General features: G+C 61.6%; 17 protein-coding genes. 9 read left to right on the top strand and 8 right to left on the bottom strand.

Going from position 1 to position 19,577, the window contains the following annotated elements:
- Window positions 1–2: 2 nt before the first annotated feature.
- Together B1722_RS12265 and B1722_RS12260 are read left to right on the top strand one after the other, a co-directional pair.
- Complete coding sequence (locus B1722_RS12265; RefSeq protein ID WP_086792686.1) at window positions 3–1,391, top strand: amidohydrolase family protein; 1,389 nt, start codon at window positions 3–5, stop codon at window positions 1,389–1,391.
- Between the two features lie 220 nt (window positions 1,392–1,611).
- Window positions 1,612–1,821, top strand: a complete 210-nt coding sequence (locus B1722_RS12260) for a hypothetical protein (protein ID WP_003224027.1) — start codon at window positions 1,612–1,614, stop codon at window positions 1,819–1,821.
- A gap of 114 nt (window positions 1,822–1,935) precedes the next feature.
- On the opposite strand, the gene B1722_RS12255 is transcribed toward B1722_RS12260, so the two are convergent.
- Entirely contained in the window at window positions 1,936–3,219 is a 1,284-nt protein-coding gene (locus tag B1722_RS12255; protein ID WP_041073308.1) for a Zn-dependent hydrolase, read from the bottom strand.
- A gap of 154 nt (window positions 3,220–3,373) precedes the next feature.
- A complete protein-coding gene (locus tag B1722_RS12250; protein WP_086792684.1) occupies window positions 3,374–4,858 on the bottom strand; it encodes an NCS1 family nucleobase:cation symporter-1 in 1,485 nt (494 codons plus the stop codon).
- 623 nt (window positions 4,859–5,481) lie between these two features.
- Here B1722_RS12250 and hydA point away from each other — a divergent pair.
- From hydA to preA, 3 genes are all read left to right on the top strand, one after another.
- Entirely contained in the window at window positions 5,482–6,921 is a 1,440-nt protein-coding gene (gene hydA / locus B1722_RS12245; RefSeq protein WP_086792682.1) for a dihydropyrimidinase, read from the top strand.
- 166 nt (window positions 6,922–7,087) lie between these two features.
- A complete protein-coding gene (locus B1722_RS12240; RefSeq protein WP_041073314.1) occupies window positions 7,088–8,455 on the top strand; it encodes an NAD(P)-dependent oxidoreductase in 1,368 nt (455 codons plus the stop codon).
- A complete protein-coding gene (preA, locus tag B1722_RS12235) occupies window positions 8,456–9,730 on the top strand; it encodes an NAD-dependent dihydropyrimidine dehydrogenase subunit PreA (protein WP_041073316.1) in 1,275 nt (424 codons plus the stop codon).
- A gap of 141 nt (window positions 9,731–9,871) precedes the next feature.
- Here the strand turns inward: preA and B1722_RS12230 are convergent, their stop codons facing one another.
- Window positions 9,872–10,492, bottom strand: coding sequence for a TetR/AcrR family transcriptional regulator (locus tag B1722_RS12230; protein WP_027613201.1), 621 nt, complete (start codon window positions 10,490–10,492; stop codon window positions 9,872–9,874).
- 138 nt (window positions 10,493–10,630) lie between these two features.
- On the opposite strand from B1722_RS12230, the gene copC reads away from it, so the two are divergent.
- Window positions 10,631–10,993: a copper homeostasis periplasmic binding protein CopC gene (gene copC, locus B1722_RS12225; RefSeq protein WP_041073319.1), complete on the top strand. Its 363-nt coding sequence runs from the start codon at window positions 10,631–10,633 to the stop codon at window positions 10,991–10,993.
- Window positions 10,994–10,996: 3 nt separating this feature from the next.
- Entirely contained in the window at window positions 10,997–11,854 is an 858-nt protein-coding gene (copD, locus tag B1722_RS12220) for a copper homeostasis membrane protein CopD (RefSeq protein WP_086792680.1), read from the top strand.
- A 112-nt stretch (window positions 11,855–11,966) separates the two neighbouring features.
- On the opposite strand, the gene B1722_RS12215 is transcribed toward copD, so the two are convergent.
- Both B1722_RS12215 and B1722_RS12210 read right to left on the bottom strand, forming a co-directional pair.
- Window positions 11,967–13,109: an HlyD family secretion protein gene (locus B1722_RS12215; RefSeq protein ID WP_086792678.1), complete on the bottom strand. Its 1,143-nt coding sequence runs from the start codon at window positions 13,107–13,109 to the stop codon at window positions 11,967–11,969.
- The gene (locus tag B1722_RS12210; RefSeq protein ID WP_086792676.1) at window positions 13,106–14,761 is read right to left on the bottom strand and encodes an MFS transporter; all 1,656 of its coding nucleotides are present in this window, start codon (window positions 14,759–14,761) and stop codon (window positions 13,106–13,108) included. The genes B1722_RS12215 and B1722_RS12210 overlap by 4 nt, the downstream gene beginning before the upstream one ends.
- A gap of 248 nt (window positions 14,762–15,009) precedes the next feature.
- Here B1722_RS12210 and B1722_RS12205 point away from each other — a divergent pair, with 248 nt between their 5' ends.
- Window positions 15,010–15,936 (top strand): polysaccharide deacetylase family protein, encoded by a 927-nt coding sequence (locus tag B1722_RS12205; protein ID WP_086792674.1) that lies wholly within the window; start codon window positions 15,010–15,012, stop codon window positions 15,934–15,936.
- Between the two features lie 85 nt (window positions 15,937–16,021).
- Here B1722_RS12205 and B1722_RS12200 read toward each other — a convergent pair whose 3' ends face one another.
- From B1722_RS12200 to B1722_RS12190, 3 genes are all read right to left on the bottom strand, one after another.
- Window positions 16,022–16,822, bottom strand: a complete 801-nt coding sequence (locus B1722_RS12200; RefSeq protein ID WP_086792672.1) for a sulfite exporter TauE/SafE family protein — start codon at window positions 16,820–16,822, stop codon at window positions 16,022–16,024.
- 9 nt (window positions 16,823–16,831) lie between these two features.
- Window positions 16,832–18,076 carry an FAD/NAD(P)-binding oxidoreductase gene (locus B1722_RS12195; RefSeq protein ID WP_086792670.1) on the bottom strand — a complete coding sequence of 415 codons (1,245 nt, stop codon included), beginning with the start codon at window positions 18,074–18,076 and terminating at the stop codon, window positions 16,832–16,834.
- Between the two features lie 169 nt (window positions 18,077–18,245).
- The gene (locus B1722_RS12190; protein WP_041073332.1) at window positions 18,246–18,587 is read right to left on the bottom strand and encodes a helix-turn-helix transcriptional regulator; all 342 of its coding nucleotides are present in this window, start codon (window positions 18,585–18,587) and stop codon (window positions 18,246–18,248) included.
- A 91-nt stretch (window positions 18,588–18,678) separates the two neighbouring features.
- Here B1722_RS12190 and B1722_RS12185 point away from each other — a divergent pair, with 91 nt between their 5' ends.
- Entirely contained in the window at window positions 18,679–19,542 is an 864-nt protein-coding gene (locus B1722_RS12185) for an MBL fold metallo-hydrolase (RefSeq protein WP_086792668.1), read from the top strand.
- Window positions 19,543–19,577 lie beyond the last annotated feature (35 nt).

Below are 19,577 nucleotides of genomic sequence, written 5' to 3'. Positions count from 1 at the left end.
CCATGACTCAACTTCAAAACATCCTGATCAAAAACCCGCTCGCGGTGATGACCGGCCTGCGAGGTCCGCGTGCCCGGGCCGGCGCGGTGGACATTCGCGTGATCAACGGACGCATCGCCGAAATGGCCGCCGACCTTGAGCCACACCCCGGCGAACGGGTGATCGATGCGCGCAACAGCGTGGTCTATCCGGGCTGGATCAACACCCACCATCACCTGTTCCAGAACCTGCTCAAAGCCGTACCCGAAGGTTTGAATCAGGATCTGCAAGGCTGGCTGGCGAGTGTGCCCTACCCACGCTTGAACCGCTTTACCCCGCAATTGGCGCGGATCGCCGCTCGGCTGGGCATGGTCGAATTGCTGTTGTCCGGGGTGACGACCTGCGCCGATCACCACTATCTCTACCATGCCCACGGCACCACCGAGACCGGGGACCTGCTGTTCGATCTGGCCGATGAGTTCGGCCTGCGCTTTGTGCTGTGTCGCGGTGGCGCACTGGAATCGGCGAGCGCGCACCCGGGCTTCTCGAAAACCGCGCTGCAACCGGAAAGCCTCGAGCAAATGGTCGGCGATATCGAGCGGCTGAAATCGCTGTATCACCAGGACACCCCGGACTCCCTGCGCCGAGTGGTCGTCGCGCCCACCACGCCGACCTTTTCGCTGCCGCCGACCCTGCTGCGCGAACTGGCGCACACCGCTCGCGGCCTCGGTTTGCGCCTGCACACACACCTGTCGGAAACCCAGAACTATGTGAATTTCTGCCGCGACAAGTACAACTGCCTGCCGGTGGAATTCGTCGCCGAACACGAATGGCTCGGCCCCGACGTCTGGTTCGCCCACGCCGTGCACCTGCAACCGGGGGAAATCCGCATGCTCGCCCAGACCGGCAGCGGCGTCTCGCACTGCCCGGTAAGCAATGCGCGCCTGGGCAGTGGCGTCGCGCCGGTGCCGCAAATGTTTGAGGCCGGCGTACCAATCTCCCTCGGCGTCGACGGCGTCGCGTCCAACGAATCCGGGAGCATGGTCGGCGAAGCCAACACCGCATGGCTGATCCACCGCGCCGAACAAGGCGCCTCGGCGACCACCGCCGAAGACGTGATCCACTGGGGCACGGCGGGCGGTGCCCAGGTATTGGGACTGGGCGCGGTCGGTACACTGCAAGTCGGGCAAGCGGCAGATCTGGTGATCTACAGCCTCGACCATCCCCGCTTCTTCGGCTTCCACGATTGCGCGGTTGCACCCGTCGTCGCGGGGGAACCGATCACGGTGAAATACAGCCTGGTGGGCGGCCGGATCGTGGTCGATAACGGCGTGATTCCGGGGCTGGACATCGAACGGATGCGCGTCGAGGCGTGGGAAGGTGTGCAGGCGATGATGAATATCGAGGATTGATCCGATCTCACATTCAATGCAAAACCCTGTGGGAGCCGGCTTGCCAGCGATGGAGGGCGTTCAGTCAATGCAGCAGAGACTGACCCACTGCTATCGCTGGCAAGCCAGCTCCCACAAAACATTGAGTCATTCGCGAATTCGGGGTTTGTCGACTAACGTTATTCCCTCATCGGATTGAGCCCCTGCCAGCTACACCGGGCTCTTGATCAAGGAGAGACTGATGACGTCGCGTCGCAACATCGAACAGACTTATCGCACCTGGTCCAGCCCGATTCTGCTGGAGCTGAAAAAGCGCGAACACCAAATGGCGCCGGTCGAGCGTCAGGCGCTGGAGAATGTGTTGGTCGAACGACGGTTGCTGGATGTTGGCAACCCCAACGGCCCCGACAGACGCCAGGGCACAGCGGGCAAGAATGACCGGCCCGGTTGATCAAACCAAGTCGTTCCTGCAGGTGATCACTAAAAGATCGCAGCCTGCGGCAGCTCCTACAGGTTGAATGCAATCCAACTGTAGGAGCTGCCGCAGGCTGCGATCTTTTGATCTTCAGGCCGCGCGCTGCCCCTCCGCCACCATCGCCGAAGCCGCCAACATCGCCCGCAACAACACCGCACACCCGGCCGCCAGATCATCCGGCGCGGCATTCTCGATTTCGTTGTGGCTGATGCCGCCTTCGCACGGCACGAAGATCATTCCGGCCGGGCCGAGTTCGGCGAGGAAGATCGCGTCGTGGCCGGCGCCGCTGACGATGTCCATGTGTGACAAGCCCAGGCCTTTCGCCGCGCCGCGCACGGCTTCGACGCAGCCCTTTTCGAAGTACAGCGGCGGGAAGTCGGCGGTCGGGGTCAGTTCATAGGTCAGGCCGTGTTCTTCGCAGGTCGCGTCGATGACCTGCTTCACTTCGGCAATCATCGAATCAAGGCGCTCTGGCTGCAGATGGCGGAAGTCGAGGGTCATGCGCACTTCGCCGGGGATGACGTTACGCGAGCCGGGATAGGCTTGCAGGCAACCGACGGTGCCGCAAGCGTGGGGTTGGTGGCCGAGGGCGGCGCGGTTGACTGCACCGACAATCACCGAGGCGCCGACCAGGGCGTCCTTGCGCAGGTGCATCGGCGTTGGCCCGGCGTGCGCTTCGACGCCGCGCAGTTTCAGGTCGAACCACTTCTGCCCAAGGGCGCCGAGGACCACGCCGATGGTTTTCTGTTCGTCTTCGAGAATCGGGCCTTGCTCGATGTGCGCTTCGAAGTAGGCGCCGACCTTATGCCCGCTGACTTTGCGTGACCCCGCGTAACCAATGGCGTTGAGCGCTTCGCCGACGGTGACGCCTTCGGCATCGACCTTGGCCAGGGTTTCTTCGAGGGTGAATTTCTCGGCGAACACGCCGGAACCCATCATGCACGGAGCAAAGCGCGAGCCTTCTTCGTTGGTCCAGACCACCACTTCCAGCGGTGCTTCGGTTTCTACGCCGAGGTCATTGAGGGTACGCAGCACCTCGACGCCGGCGAGCACGCCGAAGCAGCCGTCGAATTTGCCGCCGGTAGGTTGGGTGTCGATGTGGCTACCGGTCATCACCGGCGGCAGGTTCGGATTACGCCCCGGGCGGCGGGCGAAGATGTTGCCGACTGCATCCACTGTGACGCTGCATCCGGCGTCCTTGCACCACTGCACGAACAGGTCACGGGCCTGGCGATCGAGGTCGGTCAGGGCCAGACGACAGACCCCGCCCTTGACCGTGGCACCGAGCTTGGCCAGTTCCATGAGCGAGGCCCAGAGGCGGTCGCGGTTGATGTGCTGATGGGTGGATTGCAGAACGTCTACGGCTGCGTTCATGTTGATCTCCTCAGGCAGTTTCTTAGGATATTTCTTTGGTGTTTTCCAGGCCGCCATCGCTGGCAAGCCAGCTCCCACAGGTTTTGAGTGAACTCATGGTTTGTGTACGACTTGATCCTTGTGGGAGCTGGCTTGCCAGCGATGAGGCCCTCCCTCACACCGGTGATTTCACGACCGAAGGCTGCGCCCGCATCACGCACAACCCGTAATAAATCACCCCGCCCAGCGCCGAGCCGGTAAACCAGCCGTAGCTGTAAAACCAGCTGAACGCATCGCTGCCCAGCGACAGCAGGGTCAGCACCACCGGCACGCCAAACGCGGCAAACCCGGCCCAGTTCCACGCCGGATAAACGTCATCGCGGTACAGCCCGGCCAGTTCCAGTTGCTGTTTCTTGATCAGGAAATAGTCCACCACCATGATCCCGGCGATCGGCCCGAGCAAGCTCGAATAGCCCAGCAGCCAGTTGGAATACACGGTTTCCAGGCTGACATCGGAAACGATCAGACCGAGCTTTTTCAGCAGCTCGTGGGCCATCAACGCCAGCCCGACGAAGCCGGTGAGCAACACCGCTTTGGTGCGGTTGATCACCTTGGGCGCGATGTTCTGGAAGTCGTTGGTTGGCGAAACAATGTTCGCCGCCGTGTTGGTCGACAGCGTGGCGATGATGATCAGCGCCATGGCCACCGCCACCCACAGCGGGCTCTGGATATGGCCGATCAGGCTGACCGGATCCGATACCGTGACACCGACCAGCTTCACCGACGCAGCGGTCATCACCACCCCCAGCGAAGCGAACAGGAACATGGTCAGTGGCAGGCCGAAAATCTGCCCGAGGATCTGGTCTTTCTGGCTTTTGGCGTACCGGCTGAAGTCGGGAATGTTCAGCGACAACGTGGCCCAGAAGCCGACCATCGCCGTCAGCCCCGCAGCGAAGTAACTGACCACGCTCGCGCCTTCGGGGCGTTTCGGTGGAATCGCCAGCAGCTCGCTCATCGACACATTGGGCATGGCCCACATCAGCAAGCCGATGCCGACTGCCACCAACAGCGGTGCGGACAGGGTTTCCAGCCACTTGATCGACTCGGCACCACGGATCACCACCCACAGGTTCAGCGACCAGAAGATCATGAAGCCGATCACCTCGCCCGTTCCGCCGAGGGATTTCCAGCCGTCGAAGATCGAGCCAAGAAACAGGTGAATCGCCAGCCCGCCAAACATCGTTTGAATCCCGAACCAGCCACAAGCCACCAGCGCACGAATCAGGCACGGCACGTTGGAGCCGAGCACGCCGAATGACGAGCGCAGCAACACCGGGAACGGAATGCCGTACTTGGTGCCGGGAAAGGCATTGAGGGTCAGCGGGATCAGCACGATGACATTGGCCAGCAGAATCGCCATCAGCGCTTCGCCGACGGTCAGGCCGAAATACGCGGTGAGCACGCCGCCGAGGGTGTAGGTCGGCACGCACACCGACATGCCGACCCACAGCGCGGTGATGTGCCATTTGTTCCAGGTGCGCTCGCGCACCTTGGTCGGTGCCATGTCGTGGTTGTAACGGGGACTGTCGAGGACGTCGCTGCCGGCTTCGAGTTCGAACAAGCCGTCGCGCTCGGTCACTTGCGATCTGTTCTGTTGCATGGCCGCTCCACTGTTCTTCTGATTATTTTTTTGCTCATCAGGCGGCTGCACACGGGGTGCGAGCCGGACGATGGCCGGAGGAACTGACAACTTTCTTGCACCGGCCATGGTGTCAGCGGCGGCATCAATAAACGTGCCGGGTACTCCGTCTGACGCTCAGGCGGTGTTACAAACGCATTGCAACTTTCTGATAATTCACGCTTTTAATTATTCACCGGAGGAGTCCGCGAAAACCTGTCTGCACGCTCAGGCCAAACGTTTTCCAAGTTGTCCGAACTGTCAGGACTCAATCTGGTGCACTGCACTTTTTTTCATCACGGGCGCTCAACCGCAGCTCAACTTCAAGCGGCTGATTTCACATAGGAAATCTTGCTCATATTTCCATCCTGTCAAGTGCGTCAAAATGGTGAACAGCCTCACCATTTTGGTGATTTGCAGTTTTTATCGTTATTTTTCATACAGTTAAAACAGACATAAGCTTATAAAAAATAATCTTGATCAATTGCAAAACTGCGACTAGCTTCTATTCCTGACAGCGCTGACAGGAATACGCCGATCAGCGTTGTACATCAATAAAACATTTAGAACCGGCACAAGTCGGTCATGCCTGCGAGGAACTCGGAATGTCTCTGTTGATCCGTGGCGCCACCGTTGTTACCCATGATGAAAGTTATCGCGCCGACGTCTATTGCGCCGACGGCGTGATCAAAGCCATTGGTCAGAACCTGGATGTTCCCGCCGGCGCCGAAGTGCTCGACGGCAGCGGCCAATACCTGATGCCCGGCGGCATCGACCCACACACTCACATGCAACTGCCTTTCATGGGCACCGTGGCCAGTGAAGACTTTTACAGCGGCACCGCTGCGGGTCTGGCTGGCGGGACCACCTCGATCATCGACTTCGTGATTCCCAATCCGCAGCAGTCGTTGATGGAAGCGTTTCATCAGTGGCGTGGCTGGGCCGAAAAGTCCGCCTCGGACTACGGCTTTCACGTCGCGATCACCTGGTGGAGCGAGCAGGTGCGCGAAGAAATGGCCGAGCTGGTCAGCCACCACGGGATCAACAGCTTCAAGCATTTCATGGCCTACAAGAACGCGATCATGGCCGCCGACGACACGCTGGTGGCGAGTTTCGAGCGCTGCCTGGAACTCGGCGCCGTGCCGACCGTGCATGCGGAAAACGGCGAGCTGGTTTATCACCTGCAACGCAAGTTGATGGCCCAAGGCATCACCGGGCCGGAAGCGCATCCACTGTCGCGGCCCTCGCAGGTGGAAGGCGAAGCGGCGAGCCGGGCGATTCGCATTGCCGAGACCATCGGCACGCCGTTGTACCTGGTGCACGTGTCGACCAAGGAAGCGCTGGACGAAATCACTTATGCCCGCAGCAAGGGCCAACCGGTGTACGGCGAAGTGCTGGCCGGGCATCTGCTGCTCGACGACAGCGTCTACCAGCACCCGGACTGGCAGACCGCCGCCGGTTATGTGATGAGCCCGCCGTTCCGCCCGCGCGGGCATCAGGAAGCTCTTTGGCATGGCTTGCAAAACGGCAATCTGCACACCACCGCCACTGACCACTGCTGCTTCTGCGCCGAGCAAAAAGCCGCCGGGCGCGACGACTTCAGCAAGATCCCCAACGGCACCGCCGGCATCGAAGACCGCATGGCGGTGTTGTGGGATGAAGGGGTCAACAGCGGCCGTTTGTCGATGCAGGATTTCGTCGCCCTTACCTCCACCAATACCGCAAAAATCTTCAACCTCTATCCGCGCAAAGGCGCGATTCGCGTCGGCGCCGACGCCGACCTGGTGCTGTGGGACCCGCAAGGCACTCGCACCATTTCCGCCAAGACCCACCATCAGCAGGTGGACTTCAACATCTTCGAAGGCAAGACCGTGCGCGGCGTGCCAAGTCATACCGTCAGCCAGGGCAAAGTGGTATGGGCCGACGGCGATCTGCGCGCCGAGCGCGGGGCCGGGCGGTACATCGAACGGCCGGCGTATCCGACGGTTTTTGATTTGCTGAGCAAGCGGGCTGAGATGCATAAGCCGACGGCTGTGAAACGCTGAAATCCAGGCCTTCGGCCTATCGCTGGCAAGCCAGCTCCCACAGGGATTCTGGGTGTTCGAAAAACCTTGTGGGAGCTGGCTTGCCAGCGATGAGGCCATCCCAAGCGACACAAAAACCACTGCCCGACAGAGGCAGAGAACCTCAATAACCGTGAGGCAAAAAACCGTGATCGAGACCCTGAACCATCTCCCGCACCCGCACGAAAGTGCGGCCGCCCTCGCCGGCCATTTCACTGATCTGGCGCCACCGCTCAACGCCCGGCAGGCACACCTGGAAGCCTCGCGCTGCCTGTATTGCTACGACGCGCCGTGCGTCAATGCGTGCCCCAGCGAGATCGATATTCCGTCGTTCATCCGCAACATCCATCAGGACAACGTGCCCGGTGCGGCGCAGAAAATCCTTTCGGCGAACATCCTCGGCGGCAGTTGTGCGCGGGTCTGCCCGACGGAAATCCTCTGCCAGCAAGCCTGCGTGCGCAACAACGCCCAGGAATGTGCGCCGGTGCTGATCGGCCTGCTGCAACGCTACGCCGTGGACAACGCGAATTTCACCGAGCACCCGTTCCAGCGTGCGGCCAGCACCGGCAAGCGCATCGCCGTGGTCGGCGCCGGGCCAGCGGGTTTGTCCTGTGCCCACCGCAGTGCCATGCACGGCCACGACGTGGTGATTTTCGAAGCACGGGAAAAGGCTGGCGGCCTCAATGAATACGGGATCGCCAAGTACAAACTGGTCGACGACTACGCGCAAAAGGAACTGGATTTTCTTCTGCAGATCGGCGGTATCGAAATCCGTCACGGACAGAAACTCGGCGAGAATCTGACCCTCAGCGAGCTGCATCAGCAGTTCGACGCGGTGTTCCTCGGCCTCGGCCTGAATGCCAGCAAACAGCTCGGCCTGCCCCACGAAGACGCGCCCGGCCTGCTCGCCGCCACTGACTACATCCGCGAACTGCGCCAGGCCGATGACCTGACGCAACTGCCACTGGCCGAACGCTGCATCGTCCTCGGCGCCGGCAACACGGCGATTGACATGGCCGTGCAAATGGCCCGTCTCGGAGCGCGTGACGTGAATCTGGTGTATCGCCGGGGTGCGGCGGACATGGGCGCGACCGGTCATGAACAGGACATTGCCAAGGCCAATCAGGTACGCCTGCTGACCTGGGCGCAACCGGAAGAAGTGCTGCTCGATGCGCAAGGCAAGGTGCGCGGCATGCGTTTCGCCCGCACGCAACGGGTCGACGGTCGCCTGCAAACCACGGGCGAAACTTTCGAACTGGCCGCCGACGCGATCTTCAAAGCCATTGGTCAGGCCTTCGACAGCAGCGCCCTCGCCGACCCGCTGGCCCGCGAACTCAAGCGTCAGGGCGAACGGATTCAGGTCGATGACAACCTGCGCACCAGCATTCCCGGCGTGTATGCCGGCGGCGACTGCACCAGCCTCGATCAGGATCTCACCGTGCAAGCCGTACAGCACGGCAAACTCGCCGCCGAGGCGATCAACGCGCAACTGATGCTCAACGTGGAGGCTGCGTAAATGGCCGATCTCTCGATTGTCTTCGCCGGTATCAAAGCCCCCAACCCGTTCTGGCTGGCCTCCGCGCCGCCGACCGACAAGGCCTACAATGTGGTCCGCGCCTTCGAGGCCGGCTGGGGTGGCGTGGTCTGGAAAACCCTCGGCGAGGACCCGGCAGCGGTCAACGTCTCGTCGCGCTACTCGGCGCACTACGGCAACAACCGCGAGGTGCTGGGGATCAACAACATCGAACTGATCACCGACCGCTCGCTGGAAATCAACCTGCGTGAGATCACTCAGGTGAAGAAGGACTGGCCGGATCGTGCGCTGATCGTCTCGCTGATGGTGCCGTGCGTGGAGGAGTCGTGGAAACACATCCTGCCACTGGTGGAGGCCACCGGCGCTGACGGCATCGAGCTGAATTTCGGTTGCCCGCACGGCATGCCCGAACGCGGCATGGGCGCGGCGGTGGGTCAGGTACCGGAATACGTCGAGCAGGTCACCCGCTGGTGCAAGACCTATTGCTCGTTGCCGGTGATCGTCAAGCTGACGCCGAACATCACCGACATCCGCGTCGCCGCCCGCGCGGCCCATCGCGGTGGCGCCGATGCGGTGTCGCTGATCAACACCATCAACTCGATCACCAGCGTCGACCTGGAACACATGGTCGCCCTGCCCACCGTCGGCAGCAAAAGCACCCACGGCGGTTATTGCGGCTCAGCGGTCAAACCGATTGCGCTGAACATGGTCGCCGAGATCGCCCGTGATCCGCAGACTCAAGGCCTGCCGATCTGCGGCATTGGTGGCATCGGCAGTTGGCGTGACGCGGCGGAGTTCATGGCGCTGGGCAGCGGCGCGGTGCAGGTGTGCACGGCGGCGATGCTTCACGGCTTCCGGATTGTCGAGGAGATGAAGGACGGGCTGTCGCGCTGGATGGACAGTCAGGGTTACGCCAACATCGCCGAGTTTTCCGGGCGTGCGGTGGGCAACACCACTGACTGGAAATACCTCGACATCAACTATCAGGTCATTGCCAGGATTGATCAGGACGCGTGCATCGGTTGCGGGCGTTGCCACATTGCTTGCGAGGACACGTCACACCAGGCGATCAGCAGCCTCAAGCAGGCCGACGGCACGCATAAATATGAAGTGATTGATGAGGAATGTGTCGGGTGCAATCTGTGCCAGATCACCTGCCCGGTGGCGGACTGCATCGAGATGGTGCCGATGGAGACCGGCAAGCCGTTTCTGGACTGGAATCATGATCCGCGCAATCCGTACCATGTCTCACCCTAGGCCAGGTAGCGTCTGAACAGACGCCTTCGCGAGCAAGCTCGCTCCCACAGGGTTCTCTGGTGTTCATGACACTTGAGGACAACCCGAAAACCTGTGGGAGCGGGCTTGCTCGCGAAGGGGTCGGCAGTCACAACACATGGCTCAAGGTTCTAATCCGATCCCGCGCAAAATCACACTGGTCACCGTCTGCACCGCACGCTCGAACTGCATGTCCGACAGCGGCTGATGCTCGTTGAGAATATTCACCTGATGATCGAAGTCGGCGTAATGCTGGGTCGAGGCCCAGATCATGTACAGCAGGCTCGACGGCTCCACCGGCAGAATCCGCTTGTCCTCGACCCACTGGCGGATCTTCGCTTCCTTCATTTTCGCCCAGTCGTACAGGCTCAGATCCAGCGCTTCACCCAAGGTCGGCGCACCGTGGATGATCTCGTTGGCCCAGACTTTCGAACCATAAGGCCGGCTGCGCGAGTGGTTCATCTTGGCGCGGATGTAGCTGCTGAGCACCACCCGTGGATCGTCGAACATCTCAAAGCACAGCGCGTCCTGCTTCCACACCTCCAGCAGGTCGAACAGCACCGCGCTGTACAGTTCGCTCTTGGTGGAAAAGTAGTAATGCAAGTTGGAGCGCGGCAGTTGCACTTCGGCGGCGATGTCGGCCATGGCGGTGCCGCCGAAGCCTTTTTCAGCGAAGACTTTTTCCGCCGCCAACAGGATTTTCTCGACGTTACTGCGACGGATCTCGATCTTGTGATTGCCCATGAGGGCTCCCTGACAACGACGTTGTTGAAGACTAGCATCCACTCTGGCCTCGGGGCGACCGCTGCAAACAAAACTTCGTATGAAGGCCGGCGCATGGCTAAACTGGCGCTTCTTTGTCCTGCCTCAGAGGTACCCGCGATGCTGTTCAAGAACGTCCTGACCACCACTGCCCTGCTCGCTTCGCTGTGCGCCGCATCCTCCGTTTTTGCCCACGCCCACTTGAAAAGCCAGACCCCGGCCGCCGACAGCACCGTCGCCGCGCCGGCCGATCTGCGCCTGACCTTTTCCGAAGGCGTCGAGGCCAGCTTCACCAAAGTCAGCCTGACCCACGACGGCGCCCCGGTCGCGATCAAACCGCTGACCACCGAAGGCGACAAGAAAACCCTGATCGTCACCCCCGCCGCACCACTCAGTGCCGGTGAATACAAAGTCGAATGGCATGCGGTGTCGGTCGACACGCACAAGAGCGAAGGCGCCTACCAGTTCAAGGTCGGCCAGTAATTCATGAGTGAAGCGCTGGTGCTGTGCCGCTTCGTGCATTTCAGCGCGGTGTTGATGCTGTTCGGCGCCTGGCTGTTTCGGCCGTTGCTGCTCAAGGCACCAGTGCCGACATTGGATCGGCATCTGGCGCGACTGGCGCGCTGGCTGACGGCAATTGCGCTGGTCAGCGGTGTCACCTGGGCGCTGCTGATCACCGCGAGCATGGCCGGTTCGGCGGCGGCCGCGTTTGCCCCGGACACGATTGGCTTGGTGCTGGGCAATACGTTTTTCGGTCAGGTCTGGCGTTGGCATCTGCTGATCAACGCGCTGTTGCTGGCGTTGCTGTTCACGCCTTGGCGTTCGAGCCTGACGTTGCGCCTGGGCTTGAGCGCGCTGCTCCTGGCGACCCTGGCGCCGGTCGGTCACGGCGCGATGCTCGACGGTCTGAATGGGCAACTGCTGATCCTCAACCAGATCGTTCACCTGACCTGCGTCGCTGCATGGCTCGGCGGTCTGTTGCTGCTGGTATTGATCCTGCGTCAACCCGGCGAAACGATGAGCCGGATCCTGCAACGCTTCAGCGGTGTCGGTTACGCCATTGTTGGCGGGCTGCTGATTACCGGGCTGATCAACGTGCGCGTGCTGACCGGGCAATGGTGGCCGACGCCGCTGTTCAGTGGCTTTGCCCTGATCCTGCTGATCAAAGCGTTGCTGGTGCTGGGCATGCTCGCGCTGGCGTTGTTCAATCGCTTGCGGATTGATGATTGCGAACAGCGGATGGGCGCGCTCAAGCGCAGTGTGGTGCTGGAGTGGCTGTTGGGAATGGGTGCCGTTGCTGCGGTCTCCCTGCTCGGTACCTTGCCGCCGATGATTGCAGCCTGAAGCCCCCCTGTGGGAGCTGGCTTGCCAGCGATGGCGGTGTGTCAGGAACAGATATTTTCGGATGTGCCGACGTCATCGCTGGCAAGCCAGCTCCCACAGGGTTGTGTGTAGGTCAATGCGGTTGTGTGTCGCCCGCTGCGGTGTCGATGCTGACCACCACCGACATCCCCGGGCGCAAGCGTTCCTCCTCCTGCTGATCCGGATCGATGGTGATCCGCACCGGCACGCGCTGGGCGATTTTCACGAAGTTGCCCGTGGCGTTATCCGCCTGCAGCAGGGCGAACTCCGAACCGGTGCCGGGCGAAATGTGCTGCACATGCCCGGTGAACTGGCGGTGGTTCAGCGCATCAACGGTGAAGCGCACCGGCTGCCCGACGCGCACGTTGTCCATCTGGGTTTCCTTCATGTTGGCGATCACCCATTTCTGGTTCGGCACCAACGCCATCAGCTGCGCCCCGGAGTTGACGTAGGCGCCCAGGCGCACGCCGATCTGCCCGAGCTGGCCGTCTCGCGGGGCGACGATGCGCGTATTCGACAAATCGATCCGCGCCAGTTGCACCGCCGCTTCAGCGCTGGCCACCGCCGCCTCCAGCGAACCGCGATTGACGATCACCGTTTGCAGATCCTGACGGGCGATTTCCAGATTGGCCTTGGCCTGCGCCACCGCCGCAATGCTCTGCGCATTGGCCGCGAGCGCCACGTCCATCTCGCGTTTCGACACCGAGCCGTCACTCACCAGCTCCTTGTTACGGCGCAGATCCGCCTCGCTTTTACGCAACTGCGCCTCGCTGTCGGCCACCACCGCCTGACGCAGTTTGATCGTCGCTTCGGCGCTGTTGCGTTGCTGCACCACGTTGGCCAGCGCGGCTTTCTGCACCGCCAGTTGCGCCAGCGACTGGTCGAGGCGCTGCTGATAAATCCGGTCGTCCAGGCGCACCAGCAAATCACCGGCCTTCACGTACTGGAAATCCTGCACCGGCACCTCGAACACGTAACCGCTGAGCTGCGGGCCGATGATCGTCACCTGACCGCGCACCAACGCGTTTTCAGTGGTTTCGACCGCACTGCTGAACGGCGGCAGCTGCCAGGCGTAGAGCACGATCAGCACACCGACGATGGCAATCGCGGCAAAGCCCAGTGACGAGATGATCCGTACCCGCAACGAGCGCGGCTCGGTGTTCGGCGAGGACGGCGGCGCCACGCCTTCCGGGGTGGCGGCGATGGCATTGGTGGTTGTGGTGGTCGGTTCGGTCATGAATGGGAGGCACCGTCAGGAGGTACGGAAGGCGCTGGGTCGACGGCTTTGGTGGTGCTCATCAGCCACAGCGCACGAATGGACAGCCAGATCATGGTCAGCACCGCAATCACGGCGATCAGCATGAACACATCGTTATAGGCCAGCACGTTGGCTTCGCGAGTCGCGGCATTCGCCAGGCTGCGAATCCCGGCCAGATTGCGCAGGCTCGGGTCGGCCAGCAAGCTGCCATAGGCCGAACTGCCGCTTTGTACGCGCGCAGCCACCAGCGGATCGGACAGCGTCAGGTGCTCGACCAGGTGGCTGGAGTGGAATTTCTCGCGCACGATCTGGAACGTGCCCAACAACGCCGCGCCGAGCAGGCCGCCGAGGTTGTTGCAGATCCCGAACAACACCGAAAAACTCACCAGATTGCGCGGGTTGGTCAACACGTTGCGGGTGCCGAAAACCATGGTCGGTCCCAGAAAAAACGTGCTGCCGAAGGCCAGCAGGAACTGGCTGAAATACAGGTTTTGCGGACGGGTCAGGTTGTTGGAAAAACTGTCCATCACCGAGCCGGTGGCCATCAGCGCCAGCGAGATGATCAGCGGCATCAGCAGGTGCTTGGGGTCGATGGTCAGCGCACTGGTCGCCAGCCCGGCGACGCTGCCGATCAGCATCACCACATACAGGCTGTGCAACTGCTCATAACCCATGTTGAGGTTCTGCATGAAACCGACGGCGCCGGTGGACTGTTCCGAGGTGACCATGCGGATCAGGGTCACCGCCAGCGCCAGGCGGATCATCGTGCCGCTGCCGAGCCAGCGGGTCATCAGCATCGGGTTGCTGCGATTGTGTTCAATCGCCAAGCCCGCGAGGATCAGGGCAATCGAGGCCGCCAGCGCATAGCCGATCCAGTTGGCCTCCAGCCACCAGTCGATCCGCCCCAGCGACAACACCGCGCAAAGCAGTGCCACGCCGCTGGCGAGAATGGCGAAGGTCAGAAAGTCCAGCGGCTCGAAGGTTTTGAAGCGGTCACCGGGCGGCAACTTGAGCAGCAACACGCAGCCCAGCGACAGCAGCGCCATGCCCAGCTCGAACAGGTACAAGCCACGCCATTCGGCAATCTGCAGCAAGTCTTCGGAGAACAATCGCGCCAGCGGCAAAGCCAGTTGCGAGGCGCCGAGGCCCAGCACCAGCGCCTTCAGCCGCCACTTGGCCGGAAACGCCTGAACCATGTAATACAGACCCAGCGAACTCAGCGCCGCACCGACCATGCCGTGCGCCGCGCGCACGGCGATGGCCGAGCTCAGGTCATTGACGAACAGGTGGCCGAAGGTCACCAGCGCATACAACACCAGAAACACTTCGGTGAATGCACGCAGGCCGAACTGCTGACGAAACTTCACCAGCAACAGGTTCATCGACACGTTGGTCATCACGTACGCGGCCGGCAGCCAGGCCATCTCCGCCGTGGTCGCGCCCAGCGCACCTTGCAGGTAAGGCAGGTTGGCGACCACCAGCGAGTTGCCCAGACCACCGGTCACCGCCACCAACAGCCCGACCAGCGCATAGGCCAGGCGCTTGGGGTTGGAGTGCAGCGGCGTCGAGGGGGAACCGGGCAGACTGGGCTTCTCGTGCGGCTGCCAGTTGCGCGGGGCGTATCGATCCATTGAAAGACCTTGTGCTTGTGCTGCCGGGAGTTTGCCGCAAATGTTGCGGCAAACCCACAATCCTGTGGGAGCTGGCTTGCCAGCGATGGCGGCAGTCGGCTCGGCAAGAGGGTGACCGGCAGCCCGCTCCCACAGGTTTGCGGTGGATTCGTAAATTCTGTTTAAAGGTCTTCTTGCCCGCAACGGATTTTTCCCGCGCCGGGCAACTGCCACCCTTGCAGCCCTTCTCAACCTGCAAGGTGCCCGTTATGACCACGCCCCACCGGCAACGCTCCCCACGCTTTTTAAAAAACCTTGTGGCGGCCGCCCTGCTGCTGCCGGCCCTCGCCTTCGCTCAGGAACGCCCGTGGCCGGACGGTTCGCAACTGGTGATCTCGGTGTCGATGCAATTCGAAACCGGCGGTCAGCCCGAGGGCGCGGAAAGCCCGTTCTCCGGCACGCCGCTGCCCAAGGGTTATCCGGATCTGCCGGCGCAGACCTGGTTTGATTATGGCTACAAGGAAGGCTTGTGGCGGATGCTCGACCTGTGGGATCGCACCGGCATCAAGGTCACCTCGCATGTGGTCGGCGAAGCGGCGCTCAAACACCCGGAACTGGCGAAAGCGATTGCTGCGCGCGGCCATGAACTGGCGGCCCATGGCATGCGTTGGGCCGATTCGTACAACATGAGCTACGACCAGGAAAAACAGTTCATCGGCGACGGTGTCAACGCGGTGGAAAAACTCACCGGCCAGCGCTCGGTGGGCTACAACGCCAACTGGCTGCGGCGCAGCCCCAATACGCTGAAGGTTCTGCAAGACCTGAATTTCACCTACCACATCGATGACGTGAGCCGCGACGAACCGTTCGTGACCATGGTCCGTGGACGCAAATTTGCCGTGGTGCCGTACACCCTGCGCAATAACGACATCGTGCTGATCGAGGGCCGGCATTTCTCCGCCGAGCAGTTCTATCAGCAACTGGTGCTGGAATTTGATCGCCTGTACGCCGAAGGCGCGAGCCAGCGGCGGATGATGTCGGTGAGTCTGCACGACCGCATCGGCGGCACGCCGGCGATGGTCGAAGCGATGGAGCGGTTCATTCGTTATGCGCAGGCGCATCCGAAGGTGAGTTTCATGCGCAAGGATCAGATCGCGCAGGTTGTGCTGACCGAGAAAAATCCTTTGATTGATTGAGGAGCAAAATCAAAAGATCGCAGCCTGCGGCAGCTCCTACAGGGTGTACACCATTCCCATGGAGCTGCCGCAGGCTGCGATCTTTTCAGGCGCGCAACAACATGTAACCCGCCACCACCAGACACACGCTGGCAAACCCCACTTGCAACGTCCGCGCCGGCACCCGCGCACAAAGCTTGCGGCCGATGATCATGCCGACGATGCTGGCGACGATAAACGCCGCGCCCTGTGCGTCAATCCGCACGCCCGCGTGAAAGGAGCCGATCACGCCAATCGCGGAAATCAGGCTGATCACCATCAGCGACGTCGCCACGATCCCGCGCATCTGCACATCGGTCAGTTGCTTGAACGCCGGCACGATCAGGAAACCACCGCCGACGCCGAGCAACCCCGAAACCACACCCGTCACTGCGCCCAATACCGCAAGGGTCGCGGTGCATTTGGCGGTCCAGTCGAAGCGACCGGTCTGTTCATTGAGCATGCAGTTCTTCTGCCCCCAGCTCGCATGGCCATGGTCGCTCGGCCCCTTTTGCGCACGCTCGCGGCGCAACATGCGCCAGGCCACCATGACCATCAGCAGGCTGAAGAGGATCATCAGAATCTGCTCCGGCAACTGATGCGCGAAATAGATCCCCAGCGGCGAAAACACCGCGCCGAGCGCCGCAATCAGCAGTGCCGCGCGATAGCGCACCAGGCCATGACGCAAACCGTCAATGGCACCGACGGCTGCCGCACTGCCCACGGCGAACAACGCCACGGGCGCAGCCTGGGTCATGCTCCAGCCGAGGCCGAGCACCAGCGCCGGCACCGCGAGAATCCCGCCGCCCGCCCCGGTCAGCCCGAGAATCAGCCCCATCAACACGCCAAACAGACTTGCCAGCAACATAGGGAGTTCTCAGTCGACTTTGGACAAACCGGTCAGCCACTCGCGGCCCTTGAGCATGCCGTTCCAGTAGAACCACGGCAGCAGCGTCGCCTTGAGGAACCACGCCGAGCGGCGCGGCACGGTCGCATCGAGGGCGAAGGTCGGCAGCAACTTCCCGCCGTAACCGAACTCGGCGAGGATCACCTTGCCCTTCTCCACCGTCAGCGGGCAGGAACCGTAGCCGTCGTACTTCAGTGGCAGCGGCTGCCGCTTGCGCACGGCCAGCAGATTTTCCGCGACCACCACAATCTGCTTGCGCACGGCGGCAGCGGTTTTCGCATTAGTTGTGCCGCAGATATCGCCGAGTCCGAACACCTCGGGGTAACGCGGATGTTGCAGGCTGTGCGGATTGACTTCGCACCAGCCGGCGGTGTCGGCCAGCGGGCTCTGGGCGATGAAGTCCGGCGCGACTTGCGGCGGCACAACATGCAGCAGGTCAAAGGTTTTCGCCTGTGTGGTGACGTTGCCGTCAGCGTCCTTGATCTCGAACCAAGCGGTTTTCGCCGGGCCGTCGACCTTGACCAGATTGCTGTTGAAGGCCAGTTGCGCGTTGTACTTCTCGATGTACTTCATCAGCGGCGGAACGAAGGTCGCTACACCGAAGAGTGCGGCACCGGCCAGGTTGAACTCGACGTTAACGTTGTTCAGCACAGCGGTTTTGCGCCAGTGATCGCACGACAGGTACAACGCTTTCTGCGGCGCGCCGGCGCATTTGATCGGCATCGCCGGCTGGGTGAACAACGCCTTGCCGCCGCGCAGTTTCTGCACCTGATCCCAGGTGTACTGCGCATGCTGATAGCTGTAGTTGGACGTCACGCCGTGCTGGCCGAGGCTTTCCTGCAGGCCCTCGATTTTCTCCCAGGCCAGACGCAGGCCGGGGCAGACGATCAGGTTCTGGTAGCTGACGCGGCGTCGATCGTTGAGCGTGAGTTGACGGGTGTCGGGATCCACCGCTGTCACCGCCGCCTGAATCCAGGTGGCCTGACGCGGCATCACTTTGCTCATCGGCCGCGCAGTGTCCTTGACGTCATAGGCGCCACCGCCGACCAGCGTCCATGCCGGTTGGTAGTAGTGCTGGGCGCTTGGCTCAATCACGGTGACTTTAAGAGTGGGATCACGCTTGAGCAGACTGGCGACGAAGCCGATGCCGGCGGTGCCGCCGCCGATGACCACGATGTCTGCACTGATGGATGGGCCCCAGTGTTGATCGTTCATTGCTTGTTCCTTATTGCTGCACGCAAGGATTTTTTCGAATCAAACCACTAAACCTGTGGGAGCTGGCTTGCCAGCGATAGGGACTTGTCAACCGCTATTGATGGCGACTGACACTCCGCCATCGCTGGCAAGCCAGCTCCCACAGGTTTTGTATTGTGTTGGCTGACATTTATGGGTGGCCCCAGCTCTTGAGCACCGCCCCGCAATACAGTCCGGACAGGGTCTTCATCACCTGAATCACTTCAGGGCTGGCCAGGCCGTAAAAGATGTATTTGCCTTCGCGGCGGGTCGCCACCAGGCCTTCGTCGCGCAGGATGCCCAGTTGCTGGGACAGCGTCGGCTGGCGCACGCCGGTGATTTTTTCCAGCTCGCCGACGTTGCGTTCGCCCTGAGTCAGCTGGCACAGGATCAACAGGCGATCCTCATTGGCCAGCGCCTTGAGCAGCGCGCAGGCCTTGGAGGCGGACGCCCGCAGTTGGGCGACTTCACATTCGGTCAGACTGGATTGCATTTGCACGATGCCTTCAACGTCACTTAAGCTGCGAACATTATGTTTTTAGATAAAGTGTTGCAACCCATTTCCCTGATTCAGGTTGGTGTCCATGCCCGCGCAGATTGAAGCTTTCCTCGACCCCGCCTCTTCGACCTACAGCTATGTGGTCTATGAAGCCGATGGCGGGCAATGTGCAATCGTCGATCCGGTGCTTGATTACGACGGCGCTGCCGGTCGTACCTGCACCGTACAGGCCGAAAAAATCATCGCCTTCGTCCGTGACCACCGCCTGCAGGTGCAATGGCTGCTGGAAACCCACGCCCACGCCGACCACCTGTCCGCCGCGCCGTACCTGCGCCGCGAACTGGGCGGCAAGATTGCGATCGGTCAGTCGATCAGCAAAGTGCAGAATGTGTTCAAGGCGCTGTTCAATCTGGAGCCGGAGTTCTGCGTCGACGGCTCGCAGTTCGATCACCTGTTCGCGCCGAACGAGTCGTTCAGGATCGGCAACCTCAAAGCCACCGCCCTGCACGTCCCCGGCCACACCCCGGCAGACATGGCTTATCTGATCGACGGCGAACAGATTCTGGTCGGCGACACGCTGTTCATGCCCGACGTCGGCACCGCCCGCTGCGACTTCCCCGGCGGCGACGCGCATCAGTTGTTCAACTCGATCCACAAACTGCTGGCCTTCCCGGCCAGCGTCAAACTCTACGTTTGCCACGATTACCCGCCAGAAGGCCGCGCCGCGCAGTGCCAGACCACCGTTGGCGAACAGCGCAAGAGCAATATTCATGTGCATGACGGGATCGACGAGGCGGCGTTTGTCGAGATGCGCACCAAACGCGATGCCGGGTTGGGCATGCCGACGCTGTTGCTGCCGGCGATTCAGGTGAATGTGCGGGCGGGGAATTTTCCGGCGGCCGAGGACAATGGTGTGGTTTACCTGAAGGTGCCGATCAACAAGCTATAAAAGCAAAAGATCGCAGCCTGCGGCAGCGCCTACAC

It is taken from the genome of Pseudomonas sp. SCPG-7, from assembly GCF_002156405.1.
Classification (GTDB): Bacteria; Pseudomonadota; Gammaproteobacteria; order Pseudomonadales; family Pseudomonadaceae; genus Aquipseudomonas; species Aquipseudomonas parakoreensis.
Note: the sequence above shows the minus strand (reverse complement) of the source record. Positions and strands in the feature narration are given on the sequence as shown.

Excerpts from the sequence above, each read along its gene's own strand:
- B1722_RS12265 (WP_086792686.1), top strand. The coding sequence starts at position 3 with ATGACTCAACTTCAAAACATCCTGATCAAAAACCCGCTCGCGGTGATG.
- B1722_RS12260 (WP_003224027.1), top strand. The coding sequence starts at position 1,612 with ATGACGTCGCGTCGCAACATCGAACAGACTTATCGCACCTGGTCCAGC.
- B1722_RS12255 (WP_041073308.1), bottom strand. The coding sequence starts at position 3,219 with ATGAACGCAGCCGTAGACGTTCTGCAATCCACCCATCAGCACATCAAC.
- B1722_RS12250 (WP_086792684.1), bottom strand. The coding sequence starts at position 4,858 with ATGCAACAGAACAGATCGCAAGTGACCGAGCGCGACGGCTTGTTCGAA.
- hydA (WP_086792682.1), top strand. The coding sequence starts at position 5,482 with ATGTCTCTGTTGATCCGTGGCGCCACCGTTGTTACCCATGATGAAAGT.
- preA (WP_041073316.1), top strand. The coding sequence starts at position 8,456 with ATGGCCGATCTCTCGATTGTCTTCGCCGGTATCAAAGCCCCCAACCCG.
- B1722_RS12230 (WP_027613201.1), bottom strand. The coding sequence starts at position 10,492 with ATGGGCAATCACAAGATCGAGATCCGTCGCAGTAACGTCGAGAAAATC.
- copC (WP_041073319.1), top strand. The coding sequence starts at position 10,631 with ATGCTGTTCAAGAACGTCCTGACCACCACTGCCCTGCTCGCTTCGCTG.
- copD (WP_086792680.1), top strand. The coding sequence starts at position 10,997 with ATGAGTGAAGCGCTGGTGCTGTGCCGCTTCGTGCATTTCAGCGCGGTG.
- B1722_RS12215 (WP_086792678.1), bottom strand. The coding sequence starts at position 13,109 with ATGACCGAACCGACCACCACAACCACCAATGCCATCGCCGCCACCCCG.
- B1722_RS12210 (WP_086792676.1), bottom strand. The coding sequence starts at position 14,761 with ATGGATCGATACGCCCCGCGCAACTGGCAGCCGCACGAGAAGCCCAGT.
- B1722_RS12205 (WP_086792674.1), top strand. The coding sequence starts at position 15,010 with ATGACCACGCCCCACCGGCAACGCTCCCCACGCTTTTTAAAAAACCTT.
- B1722_RS12200 (WP_086792672.1), bottom strand. The coding sequence starts at position 16,822 with ATGTTGCTGGCAAGTCTGTTTGGCGTGTTGATGGGGCTGATTCTCGGG.
- B1722_RS12195 (WP_086792670.1), bottom strand. The coding sequence starts at position 18,076 with ATGAACGATCAACACTGGGGCCCATCCATCAGTGCAGACATCGTGGTC.
- B1722_RS12190 (WP_041073332.1), bottom strand. The coding sequence starts at position 18,587 with ATGCAATCCAGTCTGACCGAATGTGAAGTCGCCCAACTGCGGGCGTCC.
- B1722_RS12185 (WP_086792668.1), top strand. The coding sequence starts at position 18,679 with ATGCCCGCGCAGATTGAAGCTTTCCTCGACCCCGCCTCTTCGACCTAC.